The sequence below is a fragment of the Morganella sp. EGD-HP17 genome (assembly GCF_000512315.2).
In the GTDB taxonomy this organism is placed as follows: Bacteria; Pseudomonadota; Gammaproteobacteria; order Enterobacterales; family Enterobacteriaceae; genus Morganella; species Morganella morganii.
The window spans coordinates 177,007-197,450 of sequence record NZ_AZRH01000008.1 but is presented as its reverse complement, the minus strand read 5'-3'; the positions used below and the strand labels follow the sequence as shown (position 1 = coordinate 197,450).

At 36.2% G+C, this 20,444-nt stretch carries 12 protein-coding genes and 1 pseudogene; all 13 read left to right on the top strand.

The annotated features are described in order from the left end of the window. Positions 1 to 10: 10 nt before the first annotated feature. Positions 11 to 7,114, top strand: coding sequence for an SDR family NAD(P)-dependent oxidoreductase (locus X965_RS10715; protein WP_253280772.1), 7,104 nt, complete (start codon positions 11 to 13; stop codon positions 7,112 to 7,114). Then, positions 7,114 to 8,202 carry a Gfo/Idh/MocA family oxidoreductase gene (locus tag X965_RS10710; protein ID WP_032097868.1) on the top strand — a complete coding sequence of 363 codons (1,089 nt, stop codon included), beginning with the start codon at positions 7,114 to 7,116 and terminating at the stop codon, positions 8,200 to 8,202. Before X965_RS10715 ends, X965_RS10710 begins: the two co-directional genes overlap by 1 nt. Beyond that, positions 8,202 to 8,972: a thioesterase II family protein gene (locus X965_RS10705; RefSeq protein ID WP_036418039.1), complete on the top strand. Its 771-nt coding sequence runs from the start codon at positions 8,202 to 8,204 to the stop codon at positions 8,970 to 8,972. The genes X965_RS10710 and X965_RS10705 overlap by 1 nt, the downstream gene beginning before the upstream one ends. A gap of 22 nt (positions 8,973 to 8,994) precedes the next feature. Further along, positions 8,995 to 10,761 carry an ABC transporter ATP-binding protein gene (locus X965_RS10700; protein WP_036418037.1) on the top strand — a complete coding sequence of 589 codons (1,767 nt, stop codon included), beginning with the start codon at positions 8,995 to 8,997 and terminating at the stop codon, positions 10,759 to 10,761. Then, entirely contained in the window at positions 10,754 to 12,481 is a 1,728-nt protein-coding gene (locus tag X965_RS10695) for an ABC transporter ATP-binding protein (RefSeq protein ID WP_036418035.1), read from the top strand. The genes X965_RS10700 and X965_RS10695 overlap by 8 nt, the downstream gene beginning before the upstream one ends. A 12-nt stretch (positions 12,482 to 12,493) precedes the next feature. Continuing rightward, positions 12,494 to 13,243, top strand: coding sequence for a 4'-phosphopantetheinyl transferase superfamily protein (locus X965_RS10690; RefSeq protein WP_036418033.1), 750 nt, complete (start codon positions 12,494 to 12,496; stop codon positions 13,241 to 13,243). A 169-nt stretch (positions 13,244 to 13,412) separates the two neighbouring features. Next, positions 13,413 to 14,333: pseudogene (locus X965_RS10685) on the top strand (hypothetical protein). Between the two features lie 131 nt (positions 14,334 to 14,464). Next, positions 14,465 to 14,650, top strand: a complete 186-nt coding sequence (locus tag X965_RS10680) for an AlpA family transcriptional regulator (RefSeq protein WP_032097862.1) — start codon at positions 14,465 to 14,467, stop codon at positions 14,648 to 14,650. 550 nt (positions 14,651 to 15,200) lie between these two features. Continuing rightward, the gene (locus tag X965_RS10675; protein WP_036418031.1) at positions 15,201 to 16,361 is read left to right on the top strand and encodes an N-acetylneuraminate epimerase; all 1,161 of its coding nucleotides are present in this window, start codon (positions 15,201 to 15,203) and stop codon (positions 16,359 to 16,361) included. Positions 16,362 to 16,443: 82 nt separating this feature from the next. Then, positions 16,444 to 17,133, top strand: coding sequence for an oligogalacturonate-specific porin KdgM family protein (locus tag X965_RS10670; RefSeq protein ID WP_036418029.1), 690 nt, complete (start codon positions 16,444 to 16,446; stop codon positions 17,131 to 17,133). A 204-nt stretch (positions 17,134 to 17,337) separates the two neighbouring features. Beyond that, the gene (locus X965_RS10665) at positions 17,338 to 18,036 is read left to right on the top strand and encodes an N-acetylmannosamine-6-phosphate 2-epimerase (RefSeq protein WP_004237807.1); all 699 of its coding nucleotides are present in this window, start codon (positions 17,338 to 17,340) and stop codon (positions 18,034 to 18,036) included. Next, positions 18,033 to 18,902, top strand: a complete 870-nt coding sequence (locus tag X965_RS10660; protein ID WP_004237806.1) for an N-acetylmannosamine kinase — start codon at positions 18,033 to 18,035, stop codon at positions 18,900 to 18,902. The genes X965_RS10665 and X965_RS10660 overlap by 4 nt, the downstream gene beginning before the upstream one ends. Positions 18,903 to 18,953: 51 nt before the next feature. Then, positions 18,954 to 20,444: a sodium:solute symporter gene (locus X965_RS10655; protein ID WP_036418027.1), complete on the top strand. Its 1,491-nt coding sequence runs from the start codon at positions 18,954 to 18,956 to the stop codon at positions 20,442 to 20,444.

Sequence of the window (20,444 nt, the reverse complement as noted above, 5' to 3'; positions counted from 1 at the left end):
ACCCGATGATATGCAAAAATTTACTCAAATATTAAAAGCAAAGAATATTCGATTTAGAGAAATGAATAACGTGTGTGCTGCTCATACCTCTTATATTGACAATATTCTTGATCAATTGATGGAATTTACTGCGCCATTATCAGCCACACAAGGAAAAATAGCCTTAGTCTCAGGCTATACAGGGCAATTAATTTCTCAAAAAGAACTTCAACATCCATCATATTGGGCTCAGCAACTACGCAATACAGTTATGTATCAAGATGCTATACAAACGTTAGTCAATCATGGCGTTACCCATGCTATGGAATTAGGACCAACTTCTGTATTAAGTGATCTTGGTGAACGTGAAGGCATTACTGAGATTAGTTGGATACCAACTGCCAGAATGGGAGTTGATGAAATTCAGATGAAACAACAGGCTGCAACAGCCCTATTTATTGCAGGCTATGATTTATCATGGCAGTCACTGTTTAAAACTCAAGGAAGTTATATACCATTACCTCTCTATCCCTTTGAAAAACAATATTATTGGTATGAAAAAAAGGATAGTGAAAAATATCAACCACAAAAAAGCACATTTGATTTACCTATTAGCCAAGGTCGTGAAACGGCATTAAAAGCGCTTACAACACTCGATCTTCCTCGTTTAAACTCATTTAATTCAACACTTACCACTTTGCATAATTATTATGTCGATAAAATGATATGCTCGTGTTTAGGCCATGAGTTGAATACCCCCATGTCTGTAATCGATATTATGCGAGCAGGACGCATTTTACCCCGCTATTATCAATTATTAGTACGTTTATTAGAGGCCTGTGTTGAGGATGGATATTATATTTACCAACAGATAAATCAGCACAACTACTATAAAAAAATAAAATCTATTTCTAGTGATAAATTACCATTATTATTCCATCAATTACAGTTAGATAGCGAAGGTCTTCAATCTATTCCTGACACCGTCAAACGAGCAGGAGAGCAACTCTACGATATGATGACAGGCGTGATTGAACCTGTTTCAGTGATCTTTCCTGAAGGTGCATCTCAAGGTGTTGAAGTTCTCTATCAAGATTTTAGTTTTGGTCGTTATTTTAACCAAATTGCTGCCGCGGTACTTAAAGGATTACTTTCTCACTACCAGCCCACTGTGGCTAAGCCTTTGCGAATTATTGAAGTCGGTGGTGGCACGGGAGGAACCACCTCTTGGCTGCTACCTATTTTATCAACCATACAACATGTTGAATACGAATTTACCGATATTTCACCTATCTTCACCCGACGTGCCGCACAAAAATTTAGTCAATATTCATTTGTTAACTATCGAGAGTTCAATTTACAACAATCCCCTGAAATACAAGGTTTTCAATCTGATTATTATGACATTATTATTGCTGCTAATGTTATTCATGCCACTCAACATATTGGAGATACATTAACCGCTCTTCGTACTTTACTGCGTTCCAATGGTCATTTGCTTATGCGCGAAATAACCAAACAAGCTCGCTTATTTGATTTTGTTTTTGGCCCACTGGTGTTACCCCTCCATGATGAAAAGATCCGTAAAGGAAAACTATTTTTATCACCAGAATTATGGCATCAACAGTGTCGCTTAGCAGGATTTCAACATATTCGCTGGTTACCTGATGCATTACCAGAAACCAAAGATATGTGTGAACACATTATTCTCGCCAGTGTTTCGACAGAAAACGATCACTTTGATCAAGAGTTACCTAGTGACACTAAGATACAACAAAGTTCACACTACCAATGGCAATTAACACCTTGTGTGGAACAAGGTCTTATCAAGCCAACATTAATATTTAACCATCAACAAATATTGCCTTCTGAAATCACAGCTATTTTATCCGCTATTGGATGTCTTTCTGAACAGGGTGAAAATCAATTAATCATTGCCAACCTTGCAGATCCTTTAATTATCGCCGAGCAGATCCGCCAAATATTACTGTCATCGTCTAATGGGTTTGTTGTTATCACGCAACAAGCCTGGGCATTAACTGCCATAGAAACGGTTAATCCAGCACAACGCAGTATTCGAAGTTTATTAAAAACCATTCAAAAAGAATATAGCTCAAGGTTAATTGCCATTGTTGATTTAGGTATAAATGCCTCATGGTCTGAATTAGTTCCCGCTTTTATACAAATAGAACAAGGTAATAATGAAATTATTGTTCGTAACCATTGCTGCTACTTACCACAATTAACCCCACTGCCCTCATCTTCTACGATCATAGCGCAGAACATCATGGTATCTCCGCGCTGGCATATTATTACTGGTGGTTTTGGAGGCTTAGGTCGAATTACAGCAAGTTGGTTAGTAAGGCAAGGTGCTAAACGTATCGCTATATTGGCACCACGAGCTGATAGCAGCGCATTAGATTGGATGAATAACTTACAGAAATCTAACCAGCTAGAAATAAAATGGCTAACATGTGATTGTCGTGATAACGCTCAATGTCATGCAGCACTCACTCAGCTTGAAAATGAAGGTGGCATTGAGGGGCTTATACACAGTGCAGGTATTTTGGATGATGCTCTTATGACACAACTCACCCCTGAGCGTATGTCTGACGTATTTTCTGTTAAAGCGATATCTGCCAAACAATTTTGTGATGCTTTAGAAAAAACAGATGCCAGTTACCTTATTTTATACTCCTCTGCCGCTGCAACTATAGGCTCTGAAGGACAAGCAGCTCATTCCCTCGCTTGTGGATATTTAGATGGACTAGCTGAATATGCACGTCGCAATATCAAGGGATTAACCGTCATTTCTATCGCTTGGGGGGCATGGCAAAGTGTTGGCTTTGTGGCAGAAAAACAACTCCATGATAAATTACAACACAAAGGTATGAGTACGCTTACTACTGAGGAAGGACTGGCACATTTAGATGCTTGTCTGCTAGATAATACCTCTTGTCGCCTTGCAATGCGCTTAGCAACTCCACCTTTAATGACACAAAAAACGCCTTTATTTCATCAGACTAATCATAATGATATAAATTATGATAATCATGAACTTAATCACACACGCCAGCTTTGCGAAACCCCAACTCAAACGGATCAAACAGAGCCGGTAAGCCCTAACAGGGTTGATTATCGCGTTGGTGATAACTTAGAGCAGTGGCTAACAGCATGTATCAAACAACTGTTGCGTCTTGGTGATGAACATATTGATACTCACATTGAACTATTCCAATTAGGACTAGATTCACTCTCTTTCCTCGACCTCAGTGCGGAAATTAAGAAACAGTTTGCGGTCAATATTGACGCTGAACAATCTTATGATGATATGACTATTGCTGGTTTAGCCTCAGTTATTCGAACCGCAGCACCTGAGAAATTTACTGTGACAGAAGCCCCCCATAATCAAGACAATATTTCCCACACAATGGAGTCAGAACGATATGTCCCATTTCCATTAACACCAATTCAACACGCCTATTGGATCGGACGTAAAAACCTCTTTAACTACGGAGGTGTTGCTTGCCATGCGATTTTTGAATGGGATTGTCAACGCCAGATATGGGAGCCGGCCTCACTTGAAAAAGCTTGGAATAAGGTTATTCAGCGTCATGATATGTTGAGAATGATCATAGATGATGATGGACAACAACGTATCTTAAAAGAAGTTCCTTATTTTCATTTTATTCAACATGACCTAACAAATTTAACCCAACAAGAGCAACAAGAGAGCCTAACACAGATAAGGGAAGCTCTTTCTTATCGGGTATTACCGACTGAGTCATGGCCATTATTTGAAGTTGAAATTTCTTGGCTAAATAATGATTGTTACAGATTACATATCAATCTAGATTTACTGCAGTTTGATACTATGAGCTTTAAAATTCTGTTTGATGATCTATATAACGCCTATTCAGGACAAGAATTAATACCACAAACATTTACCTTCCGCGACTACTGCTTAAAAAATCAAACAAATCGTAACAGTGATGAGTGGAAAATGGCATGGTGTTACTGGCAAGATCTATTATCTGATTTACCTTCTGCCCCATATTTACCGATAAAGAATGCATCCATTACCGAACAACCTCGCTTTACGACTTTCCAACATCATGTTTCTATAGCGCAATGGGACAAATTAAAACAGAGGTGGAAAAAGCATGGTATTACACCATCAGCAGGGCTTTTAACACTTTTTGCTTTAGTTTTAGGTCGCTGGACAAAATACCCTGCCTTTACACTAAACTTAACTTTCTTTAATCGTCAACCATGGCATCCAGATGTTACACAACTTATTGGTGATTTTACCTCTGTACTCCCTATAGATATTTATCTAGATAACGACTGTACATTAAATGAGTCAATGGCAAAGATACAGCGCAGACTTTGGCAACATTTAAGTAAGTCCCAAGTAAATGGTGTAGAGATTTTACGCGAATGGGGACGCTATAAAGGGGATAGTAGCCAATCGCTGTTACCTATTGTATTTACTAGCATGTTAGGTATGACACTAGATGGTGACAATATTGATGAAGCATTAAATCAGCTTTTCGGTCAACCCGTATATAGCTTCGCGCAAACACCTCAAGTTTGGTTAGATCACCAAGTAATGGAAGGAAAAGAGGGACTAACATTAAACTGGTTCTGCATGGATGACATCTTTGCCGACGGTTTATTAACAATGATGTTCTCTGATTATCAAAGCTTGATCACTCAATTATGCCAAGATGAAGATAATAATCAATCAGTTGATAAGATTATTGCACAACTCCCTTCATATCAACATTTAGCAATAGATAATCACTTCCAATCACGCTATCAACAACTCGAGCAAACATTGGAAAATCATCCGCAAATCAAACGTGCTCATGTTATGGTAAAAGACGATACGAAAGTAGAGTCTCCTCTACAATTACTGTTTGAAGCCTCTTCTGATATTCCACTATCCGTTATTAAACAGCCCAATTGGTTACCTAATTTACTTTCGCCATCAGCTTCACTCAGTGACATTATTGAAAAGAGTTGGCAACGATTTGAGGAACGAGCACGGTATGGCATATGTCACACACTGTATCGAAATACTCTTTTTACCGAGCTAAACACACCAATCACCCTAGCTGAAATAGTGACTCGTTTAAAAGCAAAGCCTCAGTATGAGAGGCTACTTAATCAGTGGCTAGATTTATTATGCCTGCATCACTTATTAACCAAAGAGGGTGATCAGTTTTATGCCACAACACAGTTTATTGACTTATGTTTATCTGCCCCAGTATTTCAACAACCTGTTAATGATTGGGAATATGTACTTTGGGATTACCTTGAGCAATCACTAACCCAACATGAATTACTCTTTAGTGGTAAGGTTTCTCCTCTTTCACTACTTTTTAATTCAGATGAAATTACCACAGCACTATACGCCAAACACCCTGCACTAAATTATTTAAATCAATGTGCAAAAGATATTGTTAGTGCAATGGTTGGTGCAACATCTTCACTCAATATTTTAGAAATAGGGGCAGGAACAGGAGCTACCACTCAAGGTATAGTCGCAGTACTTAAGAATACGCATTACTCATACACCTTTACTGATATATCACATTACTTCCTTGATAAAGCGCGAAAAAAATTTACTGCTGTAGGAGAAATGCGCTATCAACTCTTTGATATTAATGCACCAATACAATTTTCTCATCATCCAGATAATGGCTATGATCTGATCATTGCATCTAATGTATTACATGATGCATCACATATCGGCCACGCACTAAAACGGATTAGAAGCCTGTTAAAACCTCAAGGCTATTTATTATTTATCGAAGCAACCGAGTGTCAAAGTGCTATGCAAATGGCGACTGTTGGCTTTATTGAGGGATTAAGTGCATATCAAGATAAGCGTATATTGACGAATAAAGCGATGCTTGATAGTGAAAGTTGGCATGATATTTTAATCAATACTGGTTTTGAAACTATTGGTCAATGGCCCCAAACAGATTCCTCATCTTTGCGACAAACACTCTTTTTAGCCTCTCCCACTCGTGGAGGAAAACCTTATTTAGGTAAATTACGTGATTATTTATCTCATTCTCTTGATCAGAATATCGACTCTCTTGAGTTGTTCCAATGTGAAAATATTGAAGCAACCCTTAATGGCATAGCAGCATCATCCGCTCAAGAACTAAATGAACAGATACAACCTGTTACAATACCTGATGTACCAACCAATATGATTAATGAAGTCATTGCATTATGGTCTGAGTTATTAGGTCGTGAGGTCAATAGCACAAATGATTTCTTCCGTTCTGGAGGAGATAGTTTGATTGCAACCAAAATGATCAGCCAATTACATCAACGGGGATATCCGGCAACATTACAACAGATTTTTACCTATCCATGCTTAGCCGATTTTTGTGCTCATTTAGAGCAGGAAAAGCAATCACAACGAGAGTACTCCTCTTTGATACCTCTAAGCGCTGTATCTGCTCCAAAACCTTACCACTACTTTATGGTGCATGCTTCTGATGGTGATCCCGGTGTTTACCTACCTCTTGCTGAGTCGTTAAATAATACAGTGTGGGGATTAACAGTTACAGATGCTTCAAAACTAACTGATTTGGATACATTGTTATCATTACATTTATCTAGCATAAAAACAGCACAGCAGACTGGCCCTTATATTCTTATTGGTTGGTCATATGGCGCTTTTATTGCCAGTTACCTTGCAGAACAACTCTCGCAACAAAATCAGTCCGTATTATTAGTATTAATAGATCCCGTCTATCGACATGATTTTATTAAATTTTGCCATGATGACTTAGATAGTTCATCAGATGAAAATAAGCAGCTTGCATGCACTAAAAGGCTTATGTCATTCCTACCTGAAAGTGACCTACCATTATCTGATGATATCGCCTGTTTATGGCTGGAAGCCACCAACCACCCAACAGAATGGACATCACCTGAAAAAGAGTGGTACCAACGATTACCGCCACATACCCAACATCACTATTTTTCAGGGGAGCACTGGTCAATACTGCAAGATCGCGCTACCAGCACACATCTGGCCGAAATCATTGATCAGTGGGTGCAACAAAAACTTTCTAATAACGGATATCCATCCGAAGGAGGTAATTAATGAAACCGACAAAAAAAGTGGTGATTGTAGGCAGTAAATTTGGAGAGGTTTATCTCAATGCATTTATACAACCTCAAGACAAATGGCATCTTATTGGCCTTTTTTCCAAAGGTAGCACTCGTTCTCGAGAATTATCTAAAGCATTCGGTATTCCACTTTTTACTCGATTTGATCAACTACCTGAAAAAATAGATCTAGCTTGTATTGTTGTGCGATCAGCCATTGTTGGTGGCGAAGGTAGCCAACTTGCGCAAGCATTTTTACAACGGGGGATCTCGGTTGTACAAGAGCATCCTGTACATCCTGATGAAATTACCAGACTACAATCATTAGCAGAAAAAATGCATTGCCACTATATCGTTAACAGCCTCTATCCATATAATAAAGCAGGACGTTTATGGATAGAAAACACACAGAAGATATATCAGCAAATACAACAACGACCAGTGTGGGGACAAATTATTACAAGCAGGCAATTAATTTATTCCGCCTTAGATATATATTGCCAAGCAATGAAATTACACCCTAATGATATTACAGTCACATTAGAAAAAGATAATACCCCGCTACAATTTCTACGGCTATCCACCCCTACTGGTGATTTGCTTTTATGCCTACAAAAACATTTGTCATCTAACGATCCTGATCAGCATAGCCTCGTGATGCATCATATGATATTAGGCTGGCCAGCTGGTTATTTAACTCTCGCTGGAAGCTATGGGCCAGTAGAATGGAATAATGCGCTTTATATTCATCATCACCAAGATAGTAAAAAAGCCATGTATCAATCTCCTGCCACGATGGAGCTTGATGAACCACTGTTTCATTCATTTCATACTCCACCAAATAGTTGGCAGGATGTGATGGAATGTGAAGCACCAGAAGCTATTAATTACTTACTGGCAGAGATAGATAAATGCTGGCAATTACCTAATGATAAAAAACCAATGATTTTACAACCCCATTACCAATTAGCTTTATCTCAATTATGGATAAAAACATTGCAAACAGCGGGTAAAGCCATTGATGGCACAATTGCGCCATTTAAGCGAATGAACTTCACCAAAAGTAGTGGACGGAGAAAATAATGAGAAAACAATCTCCCGAATATATTACTCCTTTAAATGAGCAAAATGTAAATAAAGACAATGCGAACCTATTGGTTTGCCCATTTGCTGGTGCCAGTAATAGTGCATTTAACTCGTGGAGATCTACCGATATTTCAGGGTTAAATTGTCAATTAGTTAATTACTCTGGCCATGGTTGCAGATTTAAAGAACCAGCCTTTAATGATATTGGATTATTAGCCAATGAATTAATAACAATAATAAAGAAATTTTATCCACCACGGCATAATTCATTATTACTTTGTGGTCACAGTATGGGGGCCCAAGTTGCCTTTGAAACTGCTATTCAATTAGAAAAAAATGGCTGGGAATTATCTGGACTAATATTATCAGGCTGCCAAGCTCCTCATATTCAAGCAAGGAGATTACTGAGTGATTTAAATGATGATGACTTTATTCAACAATTAATTGCCATTGGTGGATGTGATGCTGAATTAATCAAGCAGCCACAGTTGTTAAAACAGTTTATGCCATTATTACGTGCTGATTTCCTTGCTACCGAGCGTTATTTTTTTCAAAAAAGCACTAAACGGATTTTTCATACCCCTGTTTTATTAATGTATGGTAGTCATGATAGTGAAGCTGATAAAAGCGAAGTTGAAGCATGGCAAGATTGGATAGATAAGCATTGTATTATTAATTGCATCGCTGGAGATCACTTTTATCCAATTACACGTCCAAATACTTTTTGTCGTTTTATTATTGATTTTTATCACCAAATTTATCAATGATTAAATTGATTAGGTAATATATATGAATAAAAAAATAGATACTTTGCCACTAAACTTTCGTATTTTAATAAAATCAGCCCCACTCCCTCTGATTAGTGGCATTATTATGGCAATAATCTCAACAATGCTAAGTTTAGCACCATTATGGATCATCTATAAAATCAGCCAGATTTGTTTTTCACCATCACCTAATATTCAACAAATAAATAATCTAGTTTATATCACTGTGATTATTTTAATTTTACGTTGGGGATTAATGGCAATAAGTCATATTGCCTCACATAGGGGCGCTTTTTATATTCAGCATCAATTACAACTCGCAATAGCTAAAAAAATCAGTAAAGTACCATTATCATTTTTTGCTCAATATGGCAGTGGAAATCTGCGACGTATTATCAATGATGATATAAAAAGTTTAGAAGGTTTTTTCGCACATATGCTACCTGATCTCGTCTCAGCCATAGTGACTCCCTTTATCGCCATTATATTACTTTTTTATGTGAATTGGCCTCTTGCCCTATTATCTCTAACCCCATTACCCATTGCTTTTATGGCTCAACTTCTCATGTTGCGTCGAGCCAATAAACAAACCAATGAGTGGATGAATATTCAGAAAAAAATTGCTAATGAAATAGGAGAATATATTAAAGGAATACGAGAAATAAAAGCGTTTAACTTAACCTCCCATACTTTTGGTAAATTATCTCAATCTATCAATTCCTCTGTTAAATGGATAAAAAATAATGTCAAAGCTAGTACAGGCTCTTGGATGGTATTTAGTGGGATATTAACAGCGAACCTCGTTATTATAGCACCGGTAGGTGGGTGGATGTATTTAAATCAACACATTGATTTATCTACTTATATTTTATTTTTAATGACATCCCCCCTCGTACTTGCGCCGTTATTACGACTAACATTTGTGCTAGGAGAACAAGCTCAACGAAAACAAATCTTAAAACATATCAGTATGATCCTTGAACTTTCAGAGCATAAACAACATGATAAACATTTTACTCTCCCTAAAAATAGCGATATTACTTTTAAAGATGTCTGTTTGGATCATGGTGATAAAACGATATTAGAGAAAATTAGTTTTAATGCTCAAGCGGGTACAACAACTGCAATTGTAGGCCACAGTGGTGCAGGAAAATCCTCATTATTAAAACTAATTCCCCGTTTTTATGATTGTACTTCTGGCCAAATAAAAATAGGTCAATATGATATCAACTACTGGCCAGAAATTGATTTACTTTCTCAAATAAGTGTTGTTTTTCAAGATGTATATCTATTTCATGGAACTATTTTAGAAAATTTACTCATAGCAAATCCTAATGCCTTATTTGAGGATATTATCAAAGCAACTAAAGCAGCCAATATTCATCATGTTATTGAAAAACTCCCAGCAGGGTATAATACATTAATTGGTGAACAAGGAAATAAACTTTCAGGTGGAGAGAAACAGCGATTATCAATTGCAAGAGCACTATTAAAAAACTCTCCAATCCTACTTCTCGATGAAATTACTGCCAATGTTGATGCTGAAAATGAAATTTTGATCTATCGCGCATTAAAGAGTCTATGCCAGAATCGGACTGTTATTATGATCACTCATAACCTACATACTATTATTAACGCAGATAAAATTATTGTGCTTGATAATGGAAAGATTATTGATACAGGTACACACACCCATTTATTAAACCAATGCCCAACCTATAAAAAATTATGGAATGAATATAGTCACACTATTCATTGGCAATTAATCCAGGAGAATAATAATGATTAAAGAATTAATTAAATCAGGTTATTTGCTTTCTAATAAAAAAGATAAAGATTTAATGGTGGGTCTATGCCTTGCCGTAGTTGAAGGTCTTTTTGCTACTATTCCGTATATTCTACTCTATTTTTTATTAATTGATCTTTTTGCCAATAAAATCACACTAGCTCAGTTATTTTATTACTTTTTATCAATACTCTTATCTATTGTTCTGCGTATTGTCATTGGTACTTATAGTATGCCAATGATTTTTATTGGTGCTTATAAAATGATGGGACAAGCCCGTCTAAGAATAGCCGATCATTTACGAAAAATCCCGATTGGCTGGTTTTCTTCTCAACGCAGTGGCGATCTTGCATCACGGCTTACTGCTGATTTAGAGATCATTGAAAATATCTGGTCACATTTCTTAGGAATGTTTATCAGTACCTTAGCGATGCCTGTTTTTCTCTCACTATTCTTAGTATGGGTAGATTGGCAACTCACTTTAATTATATTATTTTCTATTCCAATCGCTCTGTTCGCATTATCCATAAGCCATAAAATAATGTTAAAAGCTGCACAACAGGCAGCTGATGCTAATGCCAATGTACAATCCGAATTACTCGATTATATCCAAGGAATTATGGTTATTCGTAGTTTTGGGCGACTTGGTCCTGCATGGAAAAAACTAAAAGCAGCCTTAGAAACACAAAATAAGACCCAAATAGTTCTCGATTCCAAGCCTGCCCCTTGGATTGCACTTTATGGTTTTATTCTTGAATCAGGTTTTATTTTATTGATGATAATAGGAACAAGCCGTTTAATTAGTGGCTCACTTTCTCCTTCTCAATTCGTTTTTTTCCTTGTATTAGCACTCCCAATTTATCGACAATTCTTTGATTTAGGATTATCCAGTATGTTGTTAAATTATGCACAAAAATCATTACAACGCATAGAAGAAGTAATGAAAGTGGTTCCACTTTCTGAGCCTAAATATACTCAATTACCAATAAGAACAGATATCTATTTTAACAATGTAAGCTTTGTTTATCCTTATAATAGTCAATTAACATTAGATAATATATCTTGCTGTTTTCCTGAAAAAAGCTTTACTGCTATTGTTGGCCCTAGTGGCTCAGGGAAAAGCACTTTACTACAGCTTATTTCTCGTCTATGGGATGTTAACCAAGGTGAAATATTGCTAGATGATATTAATATTAACCAAATAAATTCTGATAAACTCTGTTCATATGTATCTTCTGTTTATCAAGATGTCGTTTTATTTTCAGGAACAATTAAAGATAATATTTTAATGGGAAAAACAGATGCTCACGATGATGAAATAATAACTGCAGCTAAATTAGCTAATGCACATGAGTTTATTATACAAAAACCACAAAATTATGATACTCCTATTGGTTACGGTGGTATGTTACTCTCAGGTGGAGAACGTCAACGTCTTTCTCTTGCTAGAACTTTATTAAAAAATGCACCAATTTTACTGATCGACGAAGCAACATCGAGTATCGATTGTTCATCAGAAGTATTAATTCAACAAGCTTTATCATTGTTATCAAAAGATAAGACAATCATTATGATTGCTCATCGATTAAATAGCATTAAAAATGCCGATAACATTATCGTAATGGAAAATGGAAAAATAGCAGAACAAGGAAAACATGCTGAGTTACTTGCAAAAAATGGCTTATATGCACATTTATGGTTACAACAGAAAGCGTTATGCTAATAGCCAAATACAATGAGTAATAGCAACTTATTTATAGATAATGAGGTGCATATCTGGATTGGTAATCTAAAAACGATGCCATGTTTAAGTAAAGCTAAATCCAGAATGCACATCTTAAATAACGATGAAATTTCATCGTTATTCGACTACCCTTTTATAAAACAACGAAATATTTTTTTGCTATCAAGAGTCATGTTACGCGATATTTTATCATTTTATTTAAAAATCTCACCAGAAGATGTAAGATTTTCAAAAAATGAGTACGGGAAACCATTTATTTTAAACGAATCAAAGGAAAGCATTTACTTCAATTTATCACATTCAAATAATTGTGTTGCTCTCGCTATTTCAAATACATCATCAGTTGGTGTTGATATTGAATATTTCAACCGTGATATAGAAATAAATAGCATTATAGATTATTATTTCTCAAAAAAAGAAAAAAAATATCTATCTTATTTTGACGAGACTCAAAAAAAACATAATTTCTATAAGATGTGGACATTAAAAGAAGCCTATATTAAGTCAAGAGGCATTGGATTATCAGAAGAAATCATTAAGAATTTAGATTTTTATATAAAGAGAGATCAATTTGATAAATTATATTTTATAGAACAGCATTACTCTGCTCATCTTTCATATATTACCAAATCAATATTAGATAGCTATAAAATATCCATAATCACATATCACCATCCATTTAACTATAAATTCTTAACATGGGGTGATATTAAAAACAACCTGCCACATCATTTATTATAGTTATACGACCACAATGAAATTATATATTAACAGTTAGTTTTAAGTATTATTTGACTGACTATAGGTCATATAAAAGATATGACAATCCAATTCATATATTCACACCAAAACACGAATAAATTATAAAAAACCATCAATATATTAGCACTCATATAAATAAGGAAAAATTATGTTTAACAATAAAACAAAAAATACTATTATTAAAAATAAATCCGATTGGTTAACCATACCTGAAGCTGTATACCTAGCCAACCAGAAAAAAACAGAGAAACAATTAACCGACAGCGACATTTATCGCCATGCGCTATCTGGAAACATTTATTTATCTATATACTTTCAATCTCCAATTATATTAAGGAAAGTTACAAAAATTAAGAATAAAATTAAATTGAAAAAAATAGGAAACTCTCTCACAGATCGTTTATGCTATCTTGATACACATTGTTTCATTTAAAATATAAATTATACCACACTCACTCAAGATAAATATATTCATTCTAAAAAATGGGTCATTGATACCACTCTGATCGGGTATGAATTCGTAACAATTCAACACTTACTGGCACACTCAATCAATATACCACCACCAATCACAGGTAATCAATGTATTAATTATGGCATTTCAGTTTTATTATCAAGAACTCTATTTCAAGCGTTTGAGAAAATAACATGGAAAGAACGAATTAGCCAACAAATAATCCAATTACCTGAAGAACTAAAATCTGAGGTTTATAACAACATTACATCGAATGAAACTCATAAATCCAGTGACAAAGAATATTTCCCTATTTATAAATTACCACAAGATTCCTGTTTTGTAATTCGCCTGACTGAACTACAAAAGCTGATGAATGCCTATGTAAATAATAAACACACTCCAACATCGACACGCATATCCAGCCCTTTATCTCGTCTTTTCTGGCTTTCATGTAAACATAATGAAGTCATCAGTCCATTAATAGGAAAACCTTACAAGCTTTTATCCATTTTCGAACAATGGGCATCTACCGAAGGTATTACTGACAAATTCAGCGGCGATACACTGAAAACAGCACTTGAACGCGGTTCTCCCACTTCAGTGCCTTATTGATTTAACTCACCATTATACTGAAATACGTATTAAGAACTCAAAAACTCTTAATACGGGCTTACGTGCTTTCTTCTTCACCTTCACTTATGCTTTTTTATCTTCTCCAACCCCACTCTACACTGGAGAAAATCATGACATCACATCAGTTATTACGCCTGAAACAGGTCGAAGAAAAAACCGGTCTGAAACGCTCGCAAATCTATCTGTATATGAAAGAGGCCACTTTTCCCCGTTCAATAAAGGTTGGCCCTGCCAGCGTAGCCTGGCTCGAATCTGAAATTGATGAATGGATCAACCTCAAATTAGCCAACCGCTGAAGTTGTAAGTATCCCGGAAAAACGAACCATTAACTTTAACAGATATGTCGATTTCAGCTTTTCATTCACACCAGGCTGTCAGGTTGGATTGTATTCTATTGACGAAACCTGTCAGCTTAAGTCTGAGCTGATACAGTCATGCTACGATCTAATGTGTCTGGCAGATGTACATAAAATGATAGGTGCAGCAGTATTCTGCGCTATTTAATGAGCCCTATCCGGAATACGGAAAGAAACCCGGAGCGGTATATTCAACTATGTCGAGATGTTTTATAACAGTAAGCGTTAGCATAGCTTGCGTGTTCTTATATCACCAACGCAATATAAACATCAATATTATCAATTAGTAACCAGTGTTTTTATCGCTCACATTAATTCAAAATCAAATTAAGACTGACCTTCAGGTAAGGAAAAAACATAGAGTTTAAAAAGATAACTTGATCATCTTCACATTTTATAAAACTTCAATTTGAAGTTTTACTCCATTTAATGTCTTATATTGGAGTTATGTTTTAAATTGAAATCTCACTTATAACCACCACAAGAGTGAATGCATATGAAAATAATAAATAAAATACCTTATCTCTTTTTCACCATAATACTGTCTTCACCAATATTCTCATCGACCAGCTTTGCTGACAAACTCCCTGACCTTCCTGTGGCATTAAAAAATGGAACCGGAGTAATTAGCCAAAACATTATTTACATAGGTTTAGGTAGTACAGGAAACTCATGGTATAAACTTGATCTTAATGAAAATAAAAAATGGGAAAAAATAGCTGATTTCCCGGGTACGCCAAGAGACCAGGCTATAGCAATTAATTTAAATAATGATATTTATATATTTGGCGGAGCGGGAAAAGAAAATATTGAGAGTGAAACAATAAGCTCATTAACAGATGTTTATCGTTATTCACCAAGTGAAGACAAATGGAGAAAAATAAACACCAGCTCGCCTTATGGCTTGGTTGGTCATGCAGGAGTTAGTATCAGCACCAATAAAGCCATCATTCTCGGAGGAGTAAACAAGCAAATATTTGATAAATATTTCATTGATTTAAATAATACTAAAAACAATTCACCCATGAAAAATAAAGTTATTAATGATTACTTTAACAAACCTATAGAAAGCTATTTTTTTAATAGAGTAATACTGACTTATAATGCAGATAATAATCAATGGAATTCATTAGGTACTATTCCTTTTAATGGAACTGCGGGTTCTTCATTAGTAAAAAATAACAATACAATAACCTTGATTAACGGCGAATTAAAACCCGGGTTACGTACCAGTGAAATACAAACGGCTCTATTAGAAAATAATCAACTACAGTGGAATACTACTGTACAGAAACTTCCTCCACCATCACCTGAGCAGCAGCAAGATGGCTTAGCTGGTGCATTTGCAGGTTATAGCGCTCATACTTTACTTGTTGCTGGTGGTACTAACTTTCCGGGCTCTCAGGCTAAGTATTCACAGAAACATTATTTTGCACATCAGGATTTAGATAAAAAATGGCACAAAGAAATTTATGGGTTGATTGATGATCAATGGAAAGTAATTGGTGAACTGCCGATCCCTCTTGGTTATGGAATCACTATTGAGCATGGTAATTCACTATATTTAATCGGTGGTGAAACTACAAAAGGTGAGGCAGTTAATTCTGTAATCACTTTAACAATAAAAGATAAAGATCTAATTATTAACTAAACCAATCACATATATAAATTATAATAATCAACCAAGAACTCTATATTAAATTTATGGCATCCTATCCACTCAGGTAAAAATTATGCTTAATAATAAAATCTTGCTGGCATGTTGTACTTTTTTCATATCACTTCAATTAAATGCGACTACACTAGACTTTCGTCATGAATATTCAGATTCATCGAGAATAAATAAAGACCGCATTGCGTTTATTCATTCATTTTCAAATGGCATAGGTTTTTATATTGATGCCAGTATAAAATCAGGTGGTGTTGATGGTGAAAAAGATAAAGTATTTAGTGATGTTGTTAATAATGCCATCGAAATGGGGCTGAGTTACAATCATAAGATAAATAATAATATAACGTTACAACCAGGCTTAATATTCGAAACAGTTACGGACACATCAATTTACAAACCTTATTTAAAGGCACAATATAATTTTGATAATGGTTTATATATTGCTGGTCGTTATCGTTTTGATTATGCCAGAAAAACAAAACAAGGTGTTGACGACGAGAAAACAAATCGCTTTGATACTTTTATTGGTTATAAATATAGTAAATACAAAGTTGAATATGACTATACACAAATGTATAGCGATGCTATAAAACATGATAATAAGAAACGTAATTATGAACATAATGTCTTTTTTTCTTACCAATTGAATGACACATTTACTCCTTATATTGAAGTTGGAAATGTTGCAGTGAGACCGACCAGTGACGCCCGTCAAACCCGGTATCGCTTAGGATTACAATTCCACTTTTAAGTCCTCTATAACATAATACCAAACCTTGTAGTGAATAATCACCCCATTATTCACTACATTATTTTATATGTTTATCAACCAATTAAATGCAACACTCTATTATTTGATCTCCTTCACAAATTACACCTTTCTCAATTGAGAAATTACACTCCATAAAATAATATCAAATGGAGTTACATTTCAAAAAAGAATGGTGAATTCAAAATGGCATTAATTGAAAAAATGACTAAGGATATTCAACAAAAAGGAGGGCTGATCGTTTCTTGTCAGCCTGTCGATAATAGCCCTATGGATAAGCCAGAAATTGTGGCAGCAATGGCCCGGGCTGCTGTAAATGCAGGTGCCGTAGCAGTACGAATTGAGGGGATAGATAATTTAAAAGCAACCCGCCCCCTTATTGATGTACCAATTATCGGTATTGTTAAACGTGATTTACCGGATAGTCCGGTCAGGATCACGCCTTGGTTAAGTGATGCAGAAGCATTAGCGACAGAAGGTGCCGATATTATCGCTTTTGATGGTACGGATCGTGTACGTCCAGTTCCAATTAATGAGTTACTGGCTTGCATACACCACCTTAATAAATTAGCGATGGCAGATTGCTCCACATTTAATGAGGGAATGCATTGCCGGAAATTAGGAGCAGAATTTATTGGTTCAACAATGTCGGGCTACACAGGTGGCGAAATACCGAAATTACCTGATTTACAATTAGTCACTGCATTGGCTGAAAATGGGTGTCGTGTAATAGCCGAAGGCCGTTATAACACCCCAATAATTGCAGCAAGAGCCATACAAGCCGGAGCCTGGGCTGTCACTGTTGGTTCCGCATTAACCCGACTTGAACATGTTTGTGGTTGGTTTACTCATGCGCTCAAGTTACAGCAGGAGTTAGTTAAATGAATATATTAGCAATTGATATTGGAGGAACAAAGATTTCGGCTGCATTAATCAGCCGGGATAATCAACTTACACAGCATACTCAAATTACAACCCCTGCAAGTGCATCACCAACTCAGCTCTATGAAGCGCTGGCCGCGATAACAACACCACTAAAAGCACATGCAGATGGTGTCGCCGTAGCCTCTACAGGGATCATCTGTGATGGTGTATTAACGGCATTAAACCCCGATAATCTGGGGGGATTAAAAAATTTCCCGTTGAAAAAAATACTCTCTGCATTAACGGATCTGCCTTGCTGGTTACTCAATGATGCTCAGGCTGCTGCATGGGCTGAATATGATTACCGCCATGAAAATATCTCTGATATGGCATTTGTTACAGTATCGACAGGTGTTGGTGGCGGCTTGATTCAGCAAGGACAATTACAGGCAGGAAAACGAGGTATTGCAGGCCATCTTGGCCATACCATTGCTGATCCTCATGGCCCTCTTTGCGGCTGTGGTCGTTATGGATGTGTCGAAGCTATCGCTTCCGGCCGTGCCATTGCTTCACAAGCTGTAAATGAACTTGCAGGGAAAGATGCGAAAGCTATTTTTGCTGCCTATCACCAGGGAAGCCTTCAGGCGAAGACAATAATTGAAAACTCAGCAAATACTATAGCTAATTTAGTTGCTGATATTAAAGCAACAATAGATGCCGACTGTGTTGTTCTTGGTGGAAGTATCGGGTTAGCAAACGGATATATTGAGCTCGTTCAAACAGCTATCAGACAACAACCGGAGGCATTACAGGTGCCTATTTTAGCAGCTCACTATCATCATGATGCCGGACTTTGGGGTGCGGCTCTCTGGGCCAGAGTAAACTAAAAAACTGTCGTACTTCTTACCTTTTACCTTACATATGGCAGGACTAAAAAAATGCAACTACATGATTTTGGTTTCGTTAATTATGCAGTGCTGTTTGGTTATTTAGCAGCAATGCTACTCGTTGGTGTTTATTTCTCTAAACGCCAGAAAACAGCAGATGATTATTTTCGTGCCGGGGGACGGGTTCCCGGTTGGGCTGCCGGCGTTTCTGTCTTTGCAACTACATTAAGCTCAATTACCTTTATGTCTATTCCGGCGAAAGCTTATACCTCTGATTGGACTTTTATTATTGGCCAATATTTAGCGATCGCCATTTTGCCATTAGTATTTTATTTCTACATCCCTTTCTTTAGAAAATTAAAAATCACCTCTGCTTATGAATATTTAGAAGCCCGTTTTGATATACGAAGTCGTTTATTCGCCAGCCTGTCATTTATGTTATTTCATATTGGTCGAATTGCAATTATCACTTATTTGACCGTACTCGCATTACGTCCTTTCATAGGGATAGATCCGATTATATTAGTTGTACTGATTAGCCTGTTATGTATTATTTATACATGGATGGGAGGGATTGAAGGTGTTATTTGGACTGATGTCATTCAGGGATTATTACTTTCAGGTGGTGCTGTTTTAATCTTTATCATGATCTGTTTTAAAGTTGATGGAGGAATTAGTGAGATTTTTACCACAACAGCACAAGCTGATAAATTTTTCCCAGAAGCACAGTTACGCTGGAGCTGGACTGACAGTACTATTCCTGTATTAATGATTGGTTTTTTATTTGCCAATATTCAACAATTTACTGCAAGCCAAGATGTTGTCCAGCGCTACATTGTGACTGATTCTATCGAACAGACTAAACGTACTTTAATCACAAATGCTAAATTAGTTGCTGTTATTCCTGTTTTCTTTTTTGCCATTGGTTCAGCCCTGTTTGTGTATTACAAACAAAATCCAGGTTTGTTACCTGACGGTTTTAATACCGGGGGTATCTTACCCTTATTTATTGTTACAGAAATGCCAGTGGGTATTTCCGGGCTAATCATTGCAGCTATCTTTGCCGCTGCTCAATCGAGCATTTCCAGTAGCTTAAACAGTATTTCAAGTTGCTTTAATTCTGATATCTATATTCGCTTAAGTAAAGTTGAACGACGTTCAGAACAAAAAATGAAAGTCGCCAGATTAGTTATAATTATTGCTGGAGTATTCAGTAGCTTAGCAACAATTTGGTTGGTTTTATCTGACGAATCTGAAATATGGGATGCTTTTAACAGCTTAATCGGTTTAATGGGTGGTCCTATGACCGGACTATTTATGTTAGGTATTTTTGTTAAACGTGCTAATGCAGGTAGTGCGGTCGCAGGCATTATAGTAAGTATCATTGCTGTATTAGCAGCCCGTTATGGCAGTGACCTTAACTTTTTCTTCTATGGTGTAATTGGTGCTATGTCAGTAGTTATTGTTGGTACAATTACTGCGCCATTTTTCTCCGCAGCAAAACAAATTTCATTGGATGATAGTGAAATATCCGGGAACTAA

Coding starts and splice junctions, on each gene's coding strand:
- X965_RS10675 (WP_036418031.1), top strand. CDS start 15,201: ATGCATATGAAAATAATAAATAAAATACCTTATCTCTTTTTCACCATA.
- X965_RS10695 (WP_036418035.1), top strand. CDS start 10,754: ATGATTAAAGAATTAATTAAATCAGGTTATTTGCTTTCTAATAAAAAA.
- X965_RS10710 (WP_032097868.1), top strand. CDS start 7,114: ATGAAACCGACAAAAAAAGTGGTGATTGTAGGCAGTAAATTTGGAGAG.
- X965_RS10690 (WP_036418033.1), top strand. CDS start 12,494: ATGAGTAATAGCAACTTATTTATAGATAATGAGGTGCATATCTGGATT.
- X965_RS10705 (WP_036418039.1), top strand. CDS start 8,202: ATGAGAAAACAATCTCCCGAATATATTACTCCTTTAAATGAGCAAAAT.
- X965_RS10655 (WP_036418027.1), top strand. CDS start 18,954: ATGCAACTACATGATTTTGGTTTCGTTAATTATGCAGTGCTGTTTGGT.
- X965_RS10680 (WP_032097862.1), top strand. CDS start 14,465: ATGACATCACATCAGTTATTACGCCTGAAACAGGTCGAAGAAAAAACC.
- X965_RS10670 (WP_036418029.1), top strand. CDS start 16,444: ATGCTTAATAATAAAATCTTGCTGGCATGTTGTACTTTTTTCATATCA.
- X965_RS10660 (WP_004237806.1), top strand. CDS start 18,033: ATGAATATATTAGCAATTGATATTGGAGGAACAAAGATTTCGGCTGCA.
- X965_RS10700 (WP_036418037.1), top strand. CDS start 8,995: ATGAATAAAAAAATAGATACTTTGCCACTAAACTTTCGTATTTTAATA.
- X965_RS10715 (WP_253280772.1), top strand. CDS start 11: ATGCAAAAATTTACTCAAATATTAAAAGCAAAGAATATTCGATTTAGA.
- X965_RS10665 (WP_004237807.1), top strand. CDS start 17,338: ATGGCATTAATTGAAAAAATGACTAAGGATATTCAACAAAAAGGAGGG.